This window comes from Sphingopyxis sp. YF1 (assembly GCF_022701295.1).
Lineage (GTDB): Bacteria > Pseudomonadota > Alphaproteobacteria > Sphingomonadales > Sphingomonadaceae > Sphingopyxis.
The window spans coordinates 3,210,772-3,226,639 of the sequence record NZ_CP033204.1 but is presented as its reverse complement, the minus strand read 5'-3'; the positions used below and the strand labels follow the sequence as shown (position 1 = coordinate 3,226,639).

The 15,868-nt window shown below is 69.2% G+C and carries 11 protein-coding genes; 9 read left to right on the top strand and 2 right to left on the bottom strand.

Annotation, left to right across the window (positions count from 1 at the left end):
• Nucleotides 1–28: 28 nt before the first annotated feature.
• Nucleotides 29–595 (top strand): YqgE/AlgH family protein, encoded by a 567-nt coding sequence (locus tag EAO27_RS15625; protein WP_242771415.1) that lies wholly within the window; start codon nt 29–31, stop codon nt 593–595.
• Nucleotides 596–640: 45 nt separating this feature from the next.
• On the opposite strand, the gene EAO27_RS15620 is transcribed toward EAO27_RS15625, so the two are convergent.
• Nucleotides 641–1,039: a hypothetical protein gene (locus EAO27_RS15620; protein ID WP_242771412.1), complete on the bottom strand. Its 399-nt coding sequence runs from the start codon at nt 1,037–1,039 to the stop codon at nt 641–643.
• Nucleotides 1,040–1,453: 414 nt separating this feature from the next.
• Here EAO27_RS15620 and ahcY point away from each other — a divergent pair, with 414 nt between their 5' ends.
• From ahcY to trxA, 8 genes are all read left to right on the top strand, one after another.
• A complete protein-coding gene (ahcY, locus tag EAO27_RS15615; RefSeq protein WP_242771409.1) occupies nt 1,454–2,869 on the top strand; it encodes an adenosylhomocysteinase in 1,416 nt (471 codons plus the stop codon).
• Nucleotides 2,870–3,125: 256 nt separating this feature from the next.
• The gene (locus tag EAO27_RS15610; RefSeq protein ID WP_242771407.1) at nt 3,126–5,486 is read left to right on the top strand and encodes a PAS domain-containing sensor histidine kinase; all 2,361 of its coding nucleotides are present in this window, start codon (nt 3,126–3,128) and stop codon (nt 5,484–5,486) included.
• Nucleotides 5,483–5,935, top strand: coding sequence for a tRNA (adenosine(37)-N6)-threonylcarbamoyltransferase complex ATPase subunit type 1 TsaE (gene tsaE, locus EAO27_RS15605; RefSeq protein WP_242771405.1), 453 nt, complete (start codon nt 5,483–5,485; stop codon nt 5,933–5,935). Before EAO27_RS15610 ends, tsaE begins: the two co-directional genes overlap by 4 nt.
• Nucleotides 5,932–6,909 (top strand): phosphotransferase, encoded by a 978-nt coding sequence (locus EAO27_RS15600; protein WP_242771403.1) that lies wholly within the window; start codon nt 5,932–5,934, stop codon nt 6,907–6,909. The genes tsaE and EAO27_RS15600 overlap by 4 nt, the downstream gene beginning before the upstream one ends.
• Nucleotides 6,900–7,637 carry a nucleotidyltransferase family protein gene (locus EAO27_RS15595; RefSeq protein WP_242771401.1) on the top strand — a complete coding sequence of 246 codons (738 nt, stop codon included), beginning with the start codon at nt 6,900–6,902 and terminating at the stop codon, nt 7,635–7,637. The genes EAO27_RS15600 and EAO27_RS15595 overlap by 10 nt, the downstream gene beginning before the upstream one ends.
• A 76-nt stretch (nt 7,638–7,713) precedes the next feature.
• A complete protein-coding gene (gene addB / locus EAO27_RS15590; protein WP_242771399.1) occupies nt 7,714–10,689 on the top strand; it encodes a double-strand break repair protein AddB in 2,976 nt (991 codons plus the stop codon).
• Nucleotides 10,686–14,177, top strand: a complete 3,492-nt coding sequence (gene addA, locus EAO27_RS15585) for a double-strand break repair helicase AddA (protein ID WP_242771397.1) — start codon at nt 10,686–10,688, stop codon at nt 14,175–14,177. Before addB ends, addA begins: the two co-directional genes overlap by 4 nt.
• A gap of 32 nt (nt 14,178–14,209) precedes the next feature.
• Nucleotides 14,210–14,530, top strand: a complete 321-nt coding sequence (trxA, locus tag EAO27_RS15580) for a thioredoxin TrxA (protein ID WP_242771395.1) — start codon at nt 14,210–14,212, stop codon at nt 14,528–14,530.
• Nucleotides 14,531–14,637: 107 nt separating this feature from the next.
• On the opposite strand, the gene argJ is transcribed toward trxA, so the two are convergent.
• The gene (gene argJ, locus EAO27_RS15575; RefSeq protein ID WP_242771393.1) at nt 14,638–15,864 is read right to left on the bottom strand and encodes a bifunctional glutamate N-acetyltransferase/amino-acid acetyltransferase ArgJ; all 1,227 of its coding nucleotides are present in this window, start codon (nt 15,862–15,864) and stop codon (nt 14,638–14,640) included.
• Nucleotides 15,865–15,868 lie beyond the last annotated feature (4 nt).

Sequence of the window (15,868 nt, the reverse complement as noted above, 5' to 3'; positions counted from 1 at the left end):
CACCGGCGCGGCGCGGCATGATGGCGCGATGGAAACGGCCCCGCCCTGGTTCACCGGCCAATTGCTGCTCGCGCTGCCCGGAATCGGCGATCCGCGCTTCGAACATTCGGTGATCGCGATGATCAGCCACGACGAGAGCGGTGCGATGGGGATCGGGATTGCCGACCCGATTGACGGCATGACGGTCGGCGCGGTACTCGACCAGCTCGACATCGCGCATGAGGACGATCCGCTCGACACGCCGGTCTTCCTGGGCGGCCCCGTCGAGCAGACGCGCGGTTTCGTGCTGCACAGCACCGACTGGGGCGGCGAAGGCGCGGTGCAGGTCGCCGACCGCTGGATGCTGTCGAGTTCGCACGACATCTTGCGCGCGATCGGCGGCGGGCGCGGCCCGTCGCGCTGGCTGGTGGCGCTCGGCTATGCAGGCTGGGGTGGCGGGCAACTCGAGGGCGAGATGGTCCGCCATGGCTGGCACGTCACCCCGGGGAGCGACCGGCTGCTGTTCGACACGCCACCGGGCGAGCGCTGGCAGGCGGCCTTTGCCGAGGCGGGGATCGATGCGCGACTGCTGACGACCGAAGGCGGCGAGGCCTAGGCCGGTGTCGCCCCCGTGCGGACGGAGGCGACGGTCACGCGATTGCTACCGCGCGAGCGCGAGCAGCGGGCGGTTGCCCTTGAGATTGGCGAGCGCGGTGCGCGCAGCCCAGCGCGAATCGACATAGCGCCCGTCGGACAGTTCGAGGTCGTAGCGGATCGGGCTGGCGAGCGCGGCCTCGTACGAGGTGGCGGCATCGCCGGTGCGACCCAGGCGCGCATAGGCGGTTCCCATGTTGATCAGCCGCGACGGATCGCGTTCGTCGACCGTGGTTTCGCCGGCCAGCCGTTCGAGCGCACCCTGATTGTCGCCCGCCTTGAGCTCGGCATAGGCGACGGGCAGCTGCTGCGGATCGCTTTCCGGACCCGTGACGACGATGATCGATTGTGCCGCGGCAGGCGCCGCGAAAGCGAAGGCGACGAGCGGCAGCAGGATTTTTTTCATCTTTCTATCTCCCCGAAAACTTTGGCCGATTTTCTCGCGCAGGCAAGGAAAAGTCAATGTTTTCGGGGGTTTGTAACATTGTTGTCACAAATCCGGATTAAGATCGTCGCAAGGCGCATTATAAGTCAGGATTTTCAGAATCTTGGACTTTGCGACTCGCTGTCACAATCGCGCGGCAGCGAGTGTCACAATTGCGTCGGCCGAAAATTATTTCGCGCCGCCCGTCGGTTTTGCGGGCGGTGATTCGCGTCGGCGACCCGCGTCGCGCGCGTCGTTCAAGCGGCCCGCATTCGCGATATAAAGAAAAGTTTATATTTGATCGCAAGCGCGCTTTCGGCTAGGGCGCCGGGCATAATTGCTCGACAATTCGTGGCCGCTCGCCTGCGGCCGAACTGCCTGAATGGAGACAAATCCGTGGCCACTCTCGCCGCCGACACCCGTGACTATGTGATCGCCGACATCGGCCTTGCCGACTTCGGCCGCAAGGAAATCAACATCGCCGAAACCGAAATGCCGGGCCTGATGGCGCTGCGCGCCGAGTTCGGCGCCGCGCAGCCGCTGAAGGGCGCGCGCATCACCGGTTCGCTGCACATGACGATCCAGACCGCGGTGCTGATCGAGACGCTGACCGCGCTTGGCGCCGAAGTCCGCTGGGCGACGTGCAACATCTTCTCGACGCAGGATCATGCCGCCGCCGCGATCGCCGCGTCGGGCGTGCCGGTGTTCGCGGTGAAGGGCGAGAGCCTCGCCGATTATTGGGACTATGTCGGCCGCATCTTCGACTGGGGCGTGGAAGACGGCACGACCTGCAACCTGATCCTCGACGATGGCGGCGACGCCACGATGTTCGCGCTGTGGGGTGCCAAGCTCGAAGCCGGCGAGACGATGCCGGCGCCCGAGAATGAGGAAGAGATCGAAATGCAGCGCGCGCTGAAGGCGTTCGTTGCCGCGAACCCGGGCTACCTCACCAAGACGGTCAAGGCGATCAAGGGCGTGTCGGAAGAAACGACGACCGGCGTCCACCGTCTGTACCACATCGCCAAGAAGGGCGAGCTGCCCTTCCCCGCGATCAACGTCAACGACAGCGTCACCAAGTCGAAGTTCGACAATCTTTATGGTTGTAAAGAGTCGCTCGTCGACGCGATCCGCCGCGGCACCGACGTGATGCTCGCCGGCAAGGTCGCGACCGTCGCCGGCTTCGGCGACGTCGGCAAGGGTTCGGCGCAGTCGCTCCGCAACGGCGGCGCGCGCGTGCTCGTCACCGAAATCGACCCGATCTGCGCGCTGCAGGCGGCGATGGAAGGCTTCGAGGTCGTGTCGATGGACGAAGCCGTGAAGCGCTCGGACATCTTCGTCACCGCGACCGGTAACGCCGACGTGATCACCGCCGAACATATGGCGGCGATGAAGAATATGGCGATCGTCTGCAACATCGGTCACTTCGACAGCGAGATCCAGATTGCGGCGCTCGCGAACTACAAGTGGACCGAAGTGAAGCCGCAGGTCGACCTCGTCGAATTCCCCGACGGCAAGCAGATCATCATCCTGTCGAAGGGCCGCCTCGTGAACCTCGGCAACGCCACGGGCCACCCGAGCTTCGTGATGTCGGCGAGCTTCACCAACCAGACACTGGCGCAGATCGAACTGTGGACGCGCAGCGAGCAGTACAAGAACGACGTGTACGTCCTGCCCAAGCATCTCGACGAAAAGGTCGCGGCGCTGCACCTCGAAAAGCTGGGCGTGCATCTGTCGAAGCTGACGCAGAAGCAGGCCGACTATATCGGCGTGCCGGTCGAAGGCCCGTTCAAGCCCGATCACTATCGCTACTGATCGAACTTCTTCCGATTCAATCTGACCGTAGCCCTGAGCTTGTCGAAGGGCGCCTATCCCGAGAAACGCCCTTCGACAGGCTCAGGGCTGCGATGCGGGATATGCGAACGGCATCAAAACTGTGGACGGCGCGCCCATCGGAGGATGGGACGCGCCGTTTCGCTGTGACATGCGATTGAAACCTGCTGGTATCGCCTCTAGGGCTGGCGATCATGACAAGCGTGTCGGCGGCGGAAATGCGGAGATTTGACCGGGAATGAGCGGCACGCTGTCCCCGACCATGCTGTTCGCGCTCGGCGGTTTCGCGGCGTTGTGGCTTTTGCTCGGCCTGTGGGCGGCCGCGCGCGGGATCGCGATGCAGCGACGGTCGGCCTTTGCCGCGGCGCAGACCGACCGGCTGGCCAATCTGATCGACGTGTCGCCCTATTTGCCCGTGGTGGTGCGCGGCGACTGGCGGATCGAGGCGAGCGAGCGGCTCGGCCGCTGGCTCGGGCTCGAGCGCGGACCGCGCAATTTCGACGAGTTGCGCGGGCTCGACGCGGGGCTGGATGCGGGCGAGCATGAAGCGCTGCGCCAGGCGATCCTCGGTGCGCAGCGCGGCGCCAAGCCCTTTGTCATGAGCCTGCGACCGCAGGGCGGCGCGCGCACGCTCTTCGTGCACGGCACGCCGGCGCCCGTCAGCATCGGCGGCGCGGGCAGCGTTCTCCTGTGGCTCGACGACGCGACCGACAGCCTCGCGTCGCAATTCCAGCTCAAGCACGAGCGCGACGAGGCGATGGCGGCGTTCGAGGCCTTGTCGGGGCTGATCGAAGTCGCGCCCTTTCCGATGTGGTTCCGCGACACCCGGCTGGAACTTGCGCTCGTCAACCTCGCCTATGTGAAGGCGGTCGAGGCGCCGGGTGCGGCGGCAGTGATCGAGCAGGGGATCGAGCTGCTCGAGCCCGTCGCGGGGGTCAGCGCCGCCGAGGCGGCCGAACAGGCGCGCCTTGCGGGGGCGGCGCAGATGCGCACCGTGCCGGTGACGATCGCCGGCGAGCGGCGGATCATGCGCGTCGTCGACGTGCCGCTGGCGCCGCAGGGCGGCAAGTCGATCGGCGTCGCCGGCTATGCGATCGACGTGCAGGAACTGGAGAGCGAACGCGGCGCGCATCGCCGTTTTGCCGACACCCAGCGCGAGTTGCTCGACCGGCTCTCGGCGGCGGTCGCCCAGTTCGACGGCGACCATGGCCTGAGCTTTGCCAACCAGCCGTTTCGCCGCTTGTTCGGGCTCGATATCGAACAGGTGGCCGAGCGCCCCGATTTCGCGCGGCTGCTCGAGGCGTGGCGCGAGGCGGGACGAACGCCCGAGGTGCGCGATTTTCCGGAATGGCGCCAGGCGCATGTCGACTGGTTCGCGCTGGCGCATGCCAGCGAGGAAGACTGGTTGCTGCGCGACGGGACGCATCTGCGCGTCGTCGCGCAGCCGACCCCCGACGGCGGGCTGCTCTTGATCGCCGAGGACCGCACCGAGCAGGTCCAGCTGGCCGGCGCGCGCGACACGCTGCTGCGTGTGCGGACCGCGACCTTCGACAATCTGTTCGAGGCGGTCGCGGTGTTCGCGCCCGACGGACGACTGCACCTGTGGAACCAGCGTTTCCGCCGCCTGTGGGGGGTCGACGAGCCGACGCTGGCGGCGCATCCACGCGTCGATGCGCTGATGGGCGGGCTGGCCGACCGGCTGGCAAAACCCAACCAGATCAGCATCGTGCAGGAGGTGATCCGCGCCGCGACGCTCGAACGCACACAGCGCGCGGGCGAAATCCGCTTTCGCGACGGCCGCCATTTCGATTTTGCCGCGATCCCGCTTCCCGACGGCAATGCGTTGCTGATCATGCTCGACGTCACCGACAGCCGGAAGATGGAAAGCGCGCTGCGCGAGCGCAACGAGGCGCTGGAGGCGGCCGACAAGGTCAAGACGGCCTTCCTGTCACGGATGAGCTATGAGCTGCGGACGCCGCTCACCTCGATCGGTGGCTTCGGCGAAATGCTGCAGGCGGGTTATGCGGGGCCCCTGTCCGACCAGCAGGGCGCCTATGTAGAGGCGATCATGGATTCGGTCGCGGTGCTGTCGCGCCAGATCGACAATGTCCTCGACCTTGCGCAGGGCGAGGCGGGGACGCTCGCGGTCGAACGCGCACCGGTCGATGTGCGTGCGCTGCTCGAAGGCGCGCTCGCCGAAGCGAGGCCGCTCGCGGACGCCGAGGGTGTCGAGCTGGCGGGCAACCTGTCGGCTGCGCTCGGCAACATCGAGGGCGATGCGCCGCGCCTGTCGCGGCTGGTTGCCGGATTGCTCGACAATGCGGTGCGCTATACCGCGCCGAGCCGCAAGAAGGGCGGCCGCGTGCTGCTCCACGCCGATGGCGACGCGAAGGGCCTCGACATCATCGTCTCCGACAATGGTCCCGGCATGCCCGACGCGGTCGCCGCGGTGACGCGGGGGACACAGGCGGGGACACAGTCGGGCGGCATCGGCCTCGCGCTCGCGCGCCAGCTCGTCGCGGCGCACGGCGGCACGATGGAGGTGATGAGCGAGAAGGGACAGGGGACGCTGGTGCGGATCAGCCTGCCGCGTGCATGACCGACTATCGTTGCGACTATGACCTTGCCGATGCCGGCCGGATCGGCGCGGCGATCGGCGCGGCACTGGAGCCCGGCGACGTCGTGCTGCTGTCGGGCGATCTCGGCGCGGGCAAGACGACGCTGGCGCGCGCGATGCTCAAGGCGCGCGGGCTGGCCGGCGAAGCGCCGAGCCCGACCTTCGCGATCGTCCAGCCCTATGCGCCGCCCGAGGTCGACCTGCCGATCGCGCATGTCGACCTGTACCGCATCGAGGCGCCGGACGAACTGATCGAACTGGGGCTCGACAATTATCTGTACGACGGCGTGCTGCTGATCGAATGGCCCGAGCGACTTGGGGCAGAGGGCTGGCCCGGCGCGCTGTCGATCACGATTTCGGGGAGCGGCGACGCGCGCGCCTTGACAGCCGCGGTGCCGACGTCTTGGGGGAGCCGATGGCCGCTCCGATGATTCCGCCCCCGCATGCGCCCGCCTTCCTCGCCGCGCATGGCTGGGGCGACGCGACAATCTTCCCGCTTGCCGGCGATGCCTCGTTTCGTCGCTATTTTCGCGTCGTCGACGGCGCGCGGCAGGCGGTGCTGATGGACGCTCCGCCGCCACACGAGGACCCGCGTCCCTTCATCGCGGTGGCCGAATATCTGTGCGATCAGGGATTGAGCGCGCCGGTGATCCTCGCGCGCGACCTCGACCGGGGGTTGCTGCTGATCGAGGATTTCGGCGATGTCCGGCTGCGCGAGACGATCGATGGCGCGCCCGATCGCGAAGCGCGCCATTATGCCGGGGTGACCGACCTTCTGGTCCACCTGCACGCGCGACCGCCGATGGCGGGGCTGCCGGTGCATGGCCTCGAACAATGGCTCGACGAGGTGATGCTGTTCAGCGACTGGTATTGCCCGGCGCTGGGGATCGACGTCGATCGCGACGCGTTCCGCGCGGCATGGGAGGCGGCGCTGGCGCCGATCGAGGCCGACGGCCTGCCGCGCGTTACGGTGCTGCGCGATTTCCACGCCGAAAACATCATGCTCGTCGGCGACCGCGACGGGATTGCGCATTACGGGCTGCTCGATTTCCAGGACGCACTCGTCGGCCACCCCGCCTACGACCTTGCCTCGGTGCTCGAGGACGCGCGGCGCGACGTGACCCCGGCAGTCGAGGCCGCGATGCTCGACCGCTATGCCGCGGCGACGGGGCAGGGCGCGGCGTTCCGCAATGCCTATTGGGCGCTCGCGGCGCAGCGCAACACGCGCATCCTGGGCGTGTTCGTGCGGCTGTGGAAGCGCGACGGCAAGCCCGGTTATCGCCAGTTTCAGCCGCGCATGTGGGGACTGCTCGAACGCGATCTCGCGCATCCCGCGCTTGTCCCCGTCCGGCAATGGTTCGACGCCAATATTCCCGCCGACAAGCGCGCGGAGGCATGGACGTGAAGGATCCGAAACCGGTGACAATCGAAAGCGCGATGGTGATGGCGGCGGGGATCGGCAAGCGCATGCGTCCGCTGACCGCGACGCGGCCCAAGCCGCTGGTCCGCGTCGCGGGCAAGGCGCTGATCGACCACAGCCTCGACCGCATCGAGGCGGCAGGCATTCCGCATGTCGTGGTCAACGTCCACTATCTCGCCGATGCGCTCGAGGCGCATCTCGCGGCGCAGCGGCGGCCGTTCAGCATCGCGATTTCGGACGAGCGCGCGCATCTGCTCGAGACGGGCGGCGGGATGGTGAAAGCGTTGCCGCAGCTGCGCGGTGACCCGATCCTGATCGTCAACAGCGACAATATCTGGACCGACGGGCCGCAGGACAGCATCCTGAACCTCGCGAGCCACTGGGACGGCGCGCGCATGGACGCGCTGCTGCTGGTGATCCGGCAGGCGAGCGCGACCGGGCATTCGGGACGCGGCGATTTCCACATGGATCCCTCGGGCCGGCTGTCGCGTCGCAGGGCGGGGCGCGTCGCGCCGTTCGTCTACACCGGCGTCCAGCTGATTTCGCCGCGATTGCTGGAAGATGCTCCTGACGGCGCCTTTTCGACGAACATGTTGTGGGACCGCGCGATCGCGGCAGGGCGGCTCTACGGCCTGTCGCATATGGGACAGTGGTTCGAAGTCGGAACCCCCACGGCCATCGCCCCGACCGAAACGGCGCTGACCGAGGTCTGATCGGTTTTGGCCGGGATGAAGGGCGGGCCCGATGTCGGGGGTCGCGCGCCCGCGATTTTGCGCTAAGGCTGCGCGGGTGTCATCCGCCTCGCATCCAGCCGTCTTCTCCATCCCGGTCCACCGGGCCTTCGCCGATGCGCTCGTCGCCGGGCTGACCGCGCGCTTTGCCGACGGTGCGCTGGGGCTCGCCGAAGGCATGATCCTGCTGCCGAGCAACCGCGCGCGGAGCGCGGTGCAGGCGGCGTTCGTGCGCGCCGGCGGGGCGGGGCTGCTGATGCCCCGGCTCGCGGTGATCGGCGACGCCGACCTCGACGAGAGCGTCGCGCTCGCGCTTGACCCGATCGACGAGACGGGGGCGATGCCCCCCGCGATCGAACCGCTGCGCCGCCGCCTGCTGCTCGCCGAACTGATCGAACGCCATACCCCTGCGGGCGAAGAGGCGATCCGCGGCGCGGCAGCGTTCCAGCTCGCCGAAGGGCTCGCGCGGGTGATCGACCAGCTTCATTATGAGGAGGTCGCGCCGGCTGCGCTCGTCGATCTCGACCTCGGCGCCTTCGCCGATCATTGGCGCGCCTCGCTCGGGCGGCTTCGGCTGCTCGTCGATCACTGGCCGGACGTCCTCGCCCGGACGGGGCACATCGACCGCGCGGCGCGGCGCAACCGGCTGCTCGACCGGGTGGCGGACGGCTGGCGCGTCGCACCGCCCGCGCGCTTCACCGTCGCCGCGGGCATCACCACCGCGGCGCCCGCGGTCGCGCGGCTGCTGCGCACCGTCGCCGACATGGCGCGCGGCATGGTCGTGCTGCCGGGGCTCGATGCGGTGATGACCGCGGAAGAATGGGAGGCGCTCGGGCCGACGAAAGCCGATCCCGAAAACCGGGCCCGGCCGCTCGAAACCCATCCGCAATATCATCTCAAGCTGTTGCTCGACCGCATGGGCGTTGCGCGCGCTGAAGTCGTCGAGTGGGACGCGGGTTCGGCGTTCGACGGTCCCGCCGCCCGCTCGCCTTTCGTCTCGCTGCTCTTCGCCCCCGCCGAATTTACCGCGCAGTGGCAGACCGCGGGCGACCAGTCGGCGGCGACGGCGGGTTTGTCGGGCGCGGTGTTTGCCGACGACGGGCAGGAAGCGCAGGGCATCGCGCTGCTGATGCGCGAGGCGATCGAGACAGCCGGGCGGACGGCGGCGCTGGTCACCCCCGATCGCGGTCTGGCCGAACGCGTCGCGGCGGCGCTGGCGCGCTGGGGTATCTCGGTCGACGACAGCGCGGGCCAGCCCCTGTCGAAGACACCGCCGGGGGCCCTTGTGCTGCTGCTCGCCGAGCTGGCGGCGCGCTTCGATCCGATCGCGCTGGTGGCCTTGCTCGGCCATCCGCTGGTCCGCAAGGGCGAGGGGCGCACGGCGTGGCTCGATCAGGTCCGGCGGCTCGACCTGTTGCTGCGCGAGCCGGGGCTGACACCGGGACGCGCCGGGGTGAGCGAACGGATCGCCCGGTGCGCCGCCGACCCCCGGTCGCGCGGGCACGCGCTCGCGGTACAGCTTCAACCCTGGTGGGATGCGGTGGCGGCCGCGCTCGATACGGCGCTCGCGCCCTTTGCTTCGCCTTCGCCGCCCGCGGTCCTGCTCGGCGCATTGCAGGCGGCGCTCGAGATGCTGGCGGGCGACGCGGTGTGGAGCGGACCGGCAGGACGCGCGCTGGCGGGATTGTTCGATCAATGGGCGCTGGCGCGCGGCGATGGGCCGTCGCTGGTCGATCCCGGTGATTTCCCCGCGATGCTGGACCAGCTCCTCGCCGCCGAAAGCGTGCGACCGCCTTACGGGGGACACCCGCGTCTGTTTATCTGGGGATTGCTCGAAGCGCGATTGCAGCGCGCCGACCTGATGATCCTTGGCGGGCTCGACGAAGGGCGCTGGCCCCCGGCGATGCAGCCCGATCCGTGGCTCGCGCCGGGCATCCGCCGCCTGCTTGGCCTGCCCGCGCCCGAACGCCAGCAGGGCGCCGCGGCGCACGACTTTGCGGGTGCGCTTGGCGCGGGCGAGATCGTCGTGACGCGCGCGCGGCGAAGCGGTGGCGACCCCGCGGTGGCGTCGCGCTTCTGGCTGCGGCTGGCGGCGCTCGCGGGCGATCTGCCCGAGCCCGCGCCAGGGGGCGTAGCGGTCACGCGGCTCGCCGCGGAGCTCGACGTCCCGCCGGGCGACCCGCAGCCCGTGGCCCGGCCGCGTCCCGCGCCCCCCGCCGGCGAGCGCCCGCGCCGGATCAGCGTCACGGCGGTCGACCGGCTCGCGCGCGATCCCTATGCCTATTATGCCAACCAGATGCTCGGCCTGTCGGCGCTCGACCCGCTGAGCGCCGCGCCCGACCCCCGCTGGCGCGGCACGCGTGTGCACAAATTGTTCGAGGATTGGGTGCGTGGCGGCGCGACGGCGGACGGCTTCGAGGCTGCGCTTGCGGCGCTGGCGGCCGACCCCGCGCTCGACGCGATCGCGCGCGCTTTCTGGCTGCCGCGGATCGAACCGGCGCTGCGCTGGGCGGCGGCGCAGGTCCGCGAAGCCGGCGTACGCGTGCCGGTCGATGTCGAGGTACGCGGCGAATGGACCGACGGCGGACTGACGCTGCACGGCAAAGCCGACCGGATCGACCGCGACGCCGATGGCGGTCTCGCGATCGTTGATTACAAGTCGGGCGGCGCGCCGAGCACGAAAGCGGCTTATGCGAAGCTCGACAACCAATTGGGGCTGCTCGGCCTGATCGCGCGCGAGGGTGGCATGGTGGGCATCGCCGCGGCGCCGGTTGCGAGCCTTGAATATTGGAGCCTGCGTCCCGATCGCCGCGCGGGCGGGGCGGGGAAGATCAGCAACACTTATGGGCCTCGCAGCGACCTCAAGACCGCCGAGGCGGCGATCGACCATGCCGCTGACGCGCTGTCGGAACTGGCGGCTTCCTACCTGTTCGGCGAAGCGCCCTTCGTGCCGGGCGAGGCGGCGGGCTATGGGGAGTATGACCAGCTGATGCGCCGCGACGAATGGTTCGGGCGCGGGGAGGAGGGCGCATGAGCAAGCCGTCCGGCCTCGCGACGCTCGACCCGCGACAGGGCGCCGCCGCCGACCCCGAACGCCATGTCTGGCTCGGCGCGTCGGCGGGCACCGGCAAGACGCAGGTGCTGTCGGCGCGGGTGCTGCGGCTGATGCTCGACGGGGTGTCGCCCGAGGCGATCCTGTGCATCACCTTCACCAAGGCGGGCGCTGCCGAGATGGCGCACCGTATCCACGAGCGGCTCGCGGCGTGGGTGCGAATGGCCGATGGGGAATTGCGGCTCGACCTGCATGCGCTCGGCCTCGACTGGGATCGGCCGGGGCTGATGGCGCGCGCCCGCGCGCTGTTCGCCACGGTGATCGACAGCCCGGGCGGCGCGATCCGCGTCCAGACGATCCACAGTTTCTGCCAGACGCTGCTCGCGAGCTTCCCGCTCGAGGCGAAGCTGCTGCCCGGCTTTCGCGCGATCGAGGAGGATGAGGCGGCGGCGCTGCAACGGCAGGTGCTGGGCGATCTGCTCGGCGAGGCCGCGAGCGAAGGCGATGCGCAGCGCGGTGCGGCCGCGGCGCTGTCGCGGCGGCTGGGTCCCGATGCCGCGCTGTCCTTCCTGTCGAGCTGCGCTGCCGCTTTCGGCGGTCCGCGCGCGCTGTTGCCGCCCGCCGCGCACGATCTGCGCGCGGCGTTCGACCTGCCCGGCGGCGATCCCGATGCTTGGCTCGCCGCCGAACTCGCGGGCGAGGCCGTCGCCGATGCCGACATCAAGGCGGTGGCGGCGAGCGGTGCGGCGTGGGGGACCAAGACCGGGCTCGCCTGTTCGGACGTGATGGTCGGCTGGCTGATGGCCGACGCGACGAAGCGCGCAGCGATGCTGGACGAATTGCTCGGTTGTTTCCTGACCGGCAAGGGCGAGTTGCGCGCCGATTTCGCCGGCGAAAAGGGCAAGATGACCGACTGCGTCGACAGCGCCGTGTGCATCGTCGATGCAGCGGCGGCGCTGCGCGGCACCGTTGCGGCGATGCGCGTCGCCGACGAACTGGCGGCGGCGTGGAAGCTCGGTAGCCGTTTTGCCGAGGCCTATGCACTCGCCAAGCGCGAAGCGGGGCTCGCCGATTTCGACGATCTGATCACGCTGGCGGGCACGCTGCTGCGCGTCAGCAGTTTCGGCGAATGGGTGCGCTTCAAGCTCGACCAGCGCACCGATCATATATTGGTCGACGAAGCGCAGGACACCAACATGCGCCAGTGGGGAATCGTCCTGTCGCTCGCCGAGGAGTTTTTCGCGGGCGTCGGTGCCAGCGAAGAGCGCATTCGCACGCTGTTCACCGTCGGCGACCGCAAGCAGGCGATCTTCGGCTTCCAGGGCACCGAGCCCAAGGCCTTCGCAACCGCGCGCGACATGTTCCATGCGATGGGCGAGATCGGCGGGCAGCCGTTTCAGCAGGTCGATCTGGTTTCCAACTATCGTTCGACCCCCGCGGTGCTCCGCGTCGTCGATGCCTGGCTGGCGACTGGCGGGACCGCGGCGATGGGGCTCGCCGGCGAGGAACCGCCGCACCGACCGTTCCGCGAGGCGCACGCCGGACAGGTCGAATTGTGGGAGCCGTTGCCGGTGGGCAGGGCGCTCGATGCCGCCACCGAGGAGACGGGCGCGGAAGACGGCGGGGACGAGGGGGGCGGCGATTCGAGCCTGCCCGCGAGCGATCCCGCGAGCATGCGGCTGGCGCGCGCGATCGCGGGTGAGGTCCGGCAGTGGATCGAACATGGCAAGGACGGACGCCCCGTGTCGCCGGGCGACGTGATGATCCTTGTGCGTCGCCGCCGCGATCTCGCGGCGCGAATCGTCGCGCGGCTGCAGGCGCTGCACGTCCCCGTCGCGGGCGTCGACCGCTTCGCGCTGACCCAGCCGCTTGCCGTGCAGGATTTGATGGCGGCGATGCGTTTTGCGGTGCAGCCGCTCGACGACCTGAATCTCGCGGCGCTGCTCGTCTCGCCGCTGATCGGCTGGACGCAGGACGAGCTTTATGCGCGCACCAGGGCACGCGGGCGCGCCGCGATCTGGGAGCATCTTCGCGCTGCCGAGGGCGACATGCCCGCGGGGACGATGGCGGCGCTGCGCGCGCTGCTGAACATGGCCGATTTCACCACGCCGTTCCGCTTCCTCGACACCCTGCTGTCGGGGCCGATCGACGGGCGGCGCAAGCTCTTTGCGCGGCTCGGGCGCGAGGCGCGCGATCCGATCGACGAACTGCTGGGTCAGGCGCTCGCCTTCGAGACGCGCGAGACGGTGTCGCTGCTCGGTTTCCTGACGCAGGTCGAAGAAAGCGCGGCCGATATCAAGCGCCAGACCGAGGCGCGCAGCGACGTCGTCCGCGTGATGACCGTGCACGGGTCGAAGGGCTTGCAGGCGCCGATCGTCATCCTCGCCGATGCGACCGACGATGCGGCGATCGGTCACCGGCCCTTCACCGTCGACGTCGCGGGATGGGAAAAGCTCCCGGTCTTCGCGGTGCCCGCCGACGAACGGCACGGCGCGCTCGCCAAGGCTTATCAGGAAGCTGCCGACGCCGCGGCGCAGGAGCATTGGCGGCTCTTCTATGTCGCGATAACGCGCGCCGAGGAAATTCTCGTCGTCGCCGGGGTGACGAAGAAGCCCGACCGCAGCGTACCCGAGGCAAGCTGGCACGCCGCGGCCGATGCGGTGCTCAGGGATATGGGGCACGAATGGGAGGATGCCGGACCCGACTGGTCGCGGCGACGGGTACATCGCGCCAACGGCGGAAAATGGGCAAAAGCGACAAAGGCGGCGAAAACCACGCCGCCGCTGCTCGTCCTGCCCGATTGGGTGCATGCCGCCGCGCCCGAGGAGGCGCGCCCGCCGCGCCCGCTCGCGCCTTCGTCGCTCGGCGACGACGATGTCGCAACGCCGCCGCAGGGGAGCGTGCGCGCCGACGCGGTGACGCGCGGGCTGCTGCTCCATTCGCTGTTCGAGCGCCTGCCGCCGGTGGCGCCCGAGCGCCGGCGCGCGGCGGCGCTGCACTGGCTCGCGGTACAAGCCTCCGAGCTGGATGAAGCGGCGCGTGGCGCGCTGGTCGACGAGGTGCTCGCGGTGCTGGGCGACCCCGCCCATGGCGCGATCTTCGGCCCCGGTTCGCTGGCCGAGGTGCCGCTGTCGGCGGTGGTCGAGGGCGGCGCAGTCGTTGCGGGGATCGTCGACCGGTTGCTCGTCACGACCGATGCGGTGACGGTGATCGACTACAAGACCGGGCGGCATGTTCCGACGGATGCGTCCGAAGTGGCACCCGCCTATCTGCGGCAGATGGCGGCGTATCGCGACGCGCTGACGGTGATCTTTCCCGGACGGCGGGTCACTGCCGCGCTGCTTTATACGGCAGGGCCGCGGTTGCTCGCGCTGGACGACGCTGCGCTGGCGCCGCACAAGCCGGGCTTGCTGGCGATGAAGGCGAATTTGCCAGCTTCGCCCCTTGAGCCGGGCGCCGCCAACTCCTAGCTTGGCGGCAACAGATATTCAGGAGATTCCCAATGGGTACCAAAGCGATCAGCGACGCCAGCTTCCAGGCCGATGTGCTCGACAGCGACACCCCCGTGCTCGTCGATTTCTGGGCCGAATGGTGCGGTCCGTGCAAGATGATCGGGCCGGCGCTCGAGGAAATCTCGGACGAACTGGCGGGCAAGGTGGTGATCGCCAAGCTCAACATCGACGACCATCCCGATGCGCCGAGCAAATATGGCGTGCGCGGCATTCCGACGATGATCCTGTTCAAGAATGGCGAGATCGCCGACACCAAGGTCGGTGCGGCGCCGAAGAGCGCGCTCAAAGGCTGGCTCGAGGGCGCGCTCTAAATCACAACCTCGTCATTGCGAGCGGAGCGAAGCAATCCAGGGGCGGCATATGCAGCTCCGGATTGCCGCGTCGCCTTCGGCTTCCCCGCAATGACGGGATTGGAGGCTCAGCTCCTGTAGTCGGCGTTGATGCTGATGTAGCCGTGGGTGAGGTCGCACGTCCACACGGTCGCGCGGCCGTCGCCGAGGCCGAGATCGGCGCCGATGCGGATGTTCTGTCCCTTGAGATGCGCAGCGACCGGCGCCTCGTCATAGCCCTCGACCGGTAGTCCCTGTTTCGCGACCCAATGGTCGCCGAAGCGGATTGCGAGGCGGTCGCGGTCGGCGGGTTCGCCCGCCTTGCCCACCGCCATCACGACGCGGCCCCAGTTCGCATCCTCGCCCGCGATCGCGGTCTTGACCAGCGGGGAGTTGGCGACGGCGAGCGCGACGCGCTTCGCGCTGTGGTCGTCGGTGGCGCTGGTGATCTCGATCTCGATGAATTTCGACGCGCCCTCGCCGTCGCGAACGACCTGATGCGCGAGGTCGAGCGCGACCTGCCGGATCGCCGCGTAGAGTGCGTCGGCCCCGGCATCGTCCCATGATTCGAGCGGCGGATTGCCCGCCCGACCGGTGGCGAAGAGCAGCACCGTGTCGCTGGTCGAGGTGTCGCTGTCGACGGTGATGCTGTTGAAGCTGCCGCCCGTCGCCTCGCTCAGCATCGCCTGCAGCAGCTTGGGCGCGACCGCAGCGTCGGTGAAGATATAACCGAGCATCGTCGCCATGTCGGGGGCGATCATCCCCGATCCCTTGACGATGCCGGCCACCTGCACCGTCCGTTCGCCGATCACCGCGCTGGCGCCCGATCCCTTGGCGAAGGTGTCGGTGGTGCCGATGGTCTCGGCGGCGGCTTCCCACGAACAGGGCCCGGCGGTCAGCGCGGCCGCGACCCCGGCGCGCGCCTTGTCTTTGGGCAGCGGGACGCCGATGACGCCGGTCGAACTGACGAAAACATCCTCGCGCGCGCAGCCGAGGTGGCCGGCGACCTGATCCATGATCTGCTCGACCGCCTCGCGGCCGCGATAGCCAGTGAAGGCGTTGCTGTTGCCCGCGTTGACGATCAGCGCGCGGCCCGTGCCGCGCTTGACCTGTTCGCGGCCGAGCTCGACTTCGGACGAGCAGCAGACGTTGCGCGTGAAGACGCCGGCGACGGTCGTGTCCGGCGCGAGCTCGACATAGGTGAGGTCGCAGCGGTCCCATTGCTTGTAATGCGCGCGCGCGACGCGGAGGGTGACGCCGGCGATATCGGGAAGCGCGGGAAAAGCGGCGGGAGCGAGGGGGGAGCGGGTGATCATGATG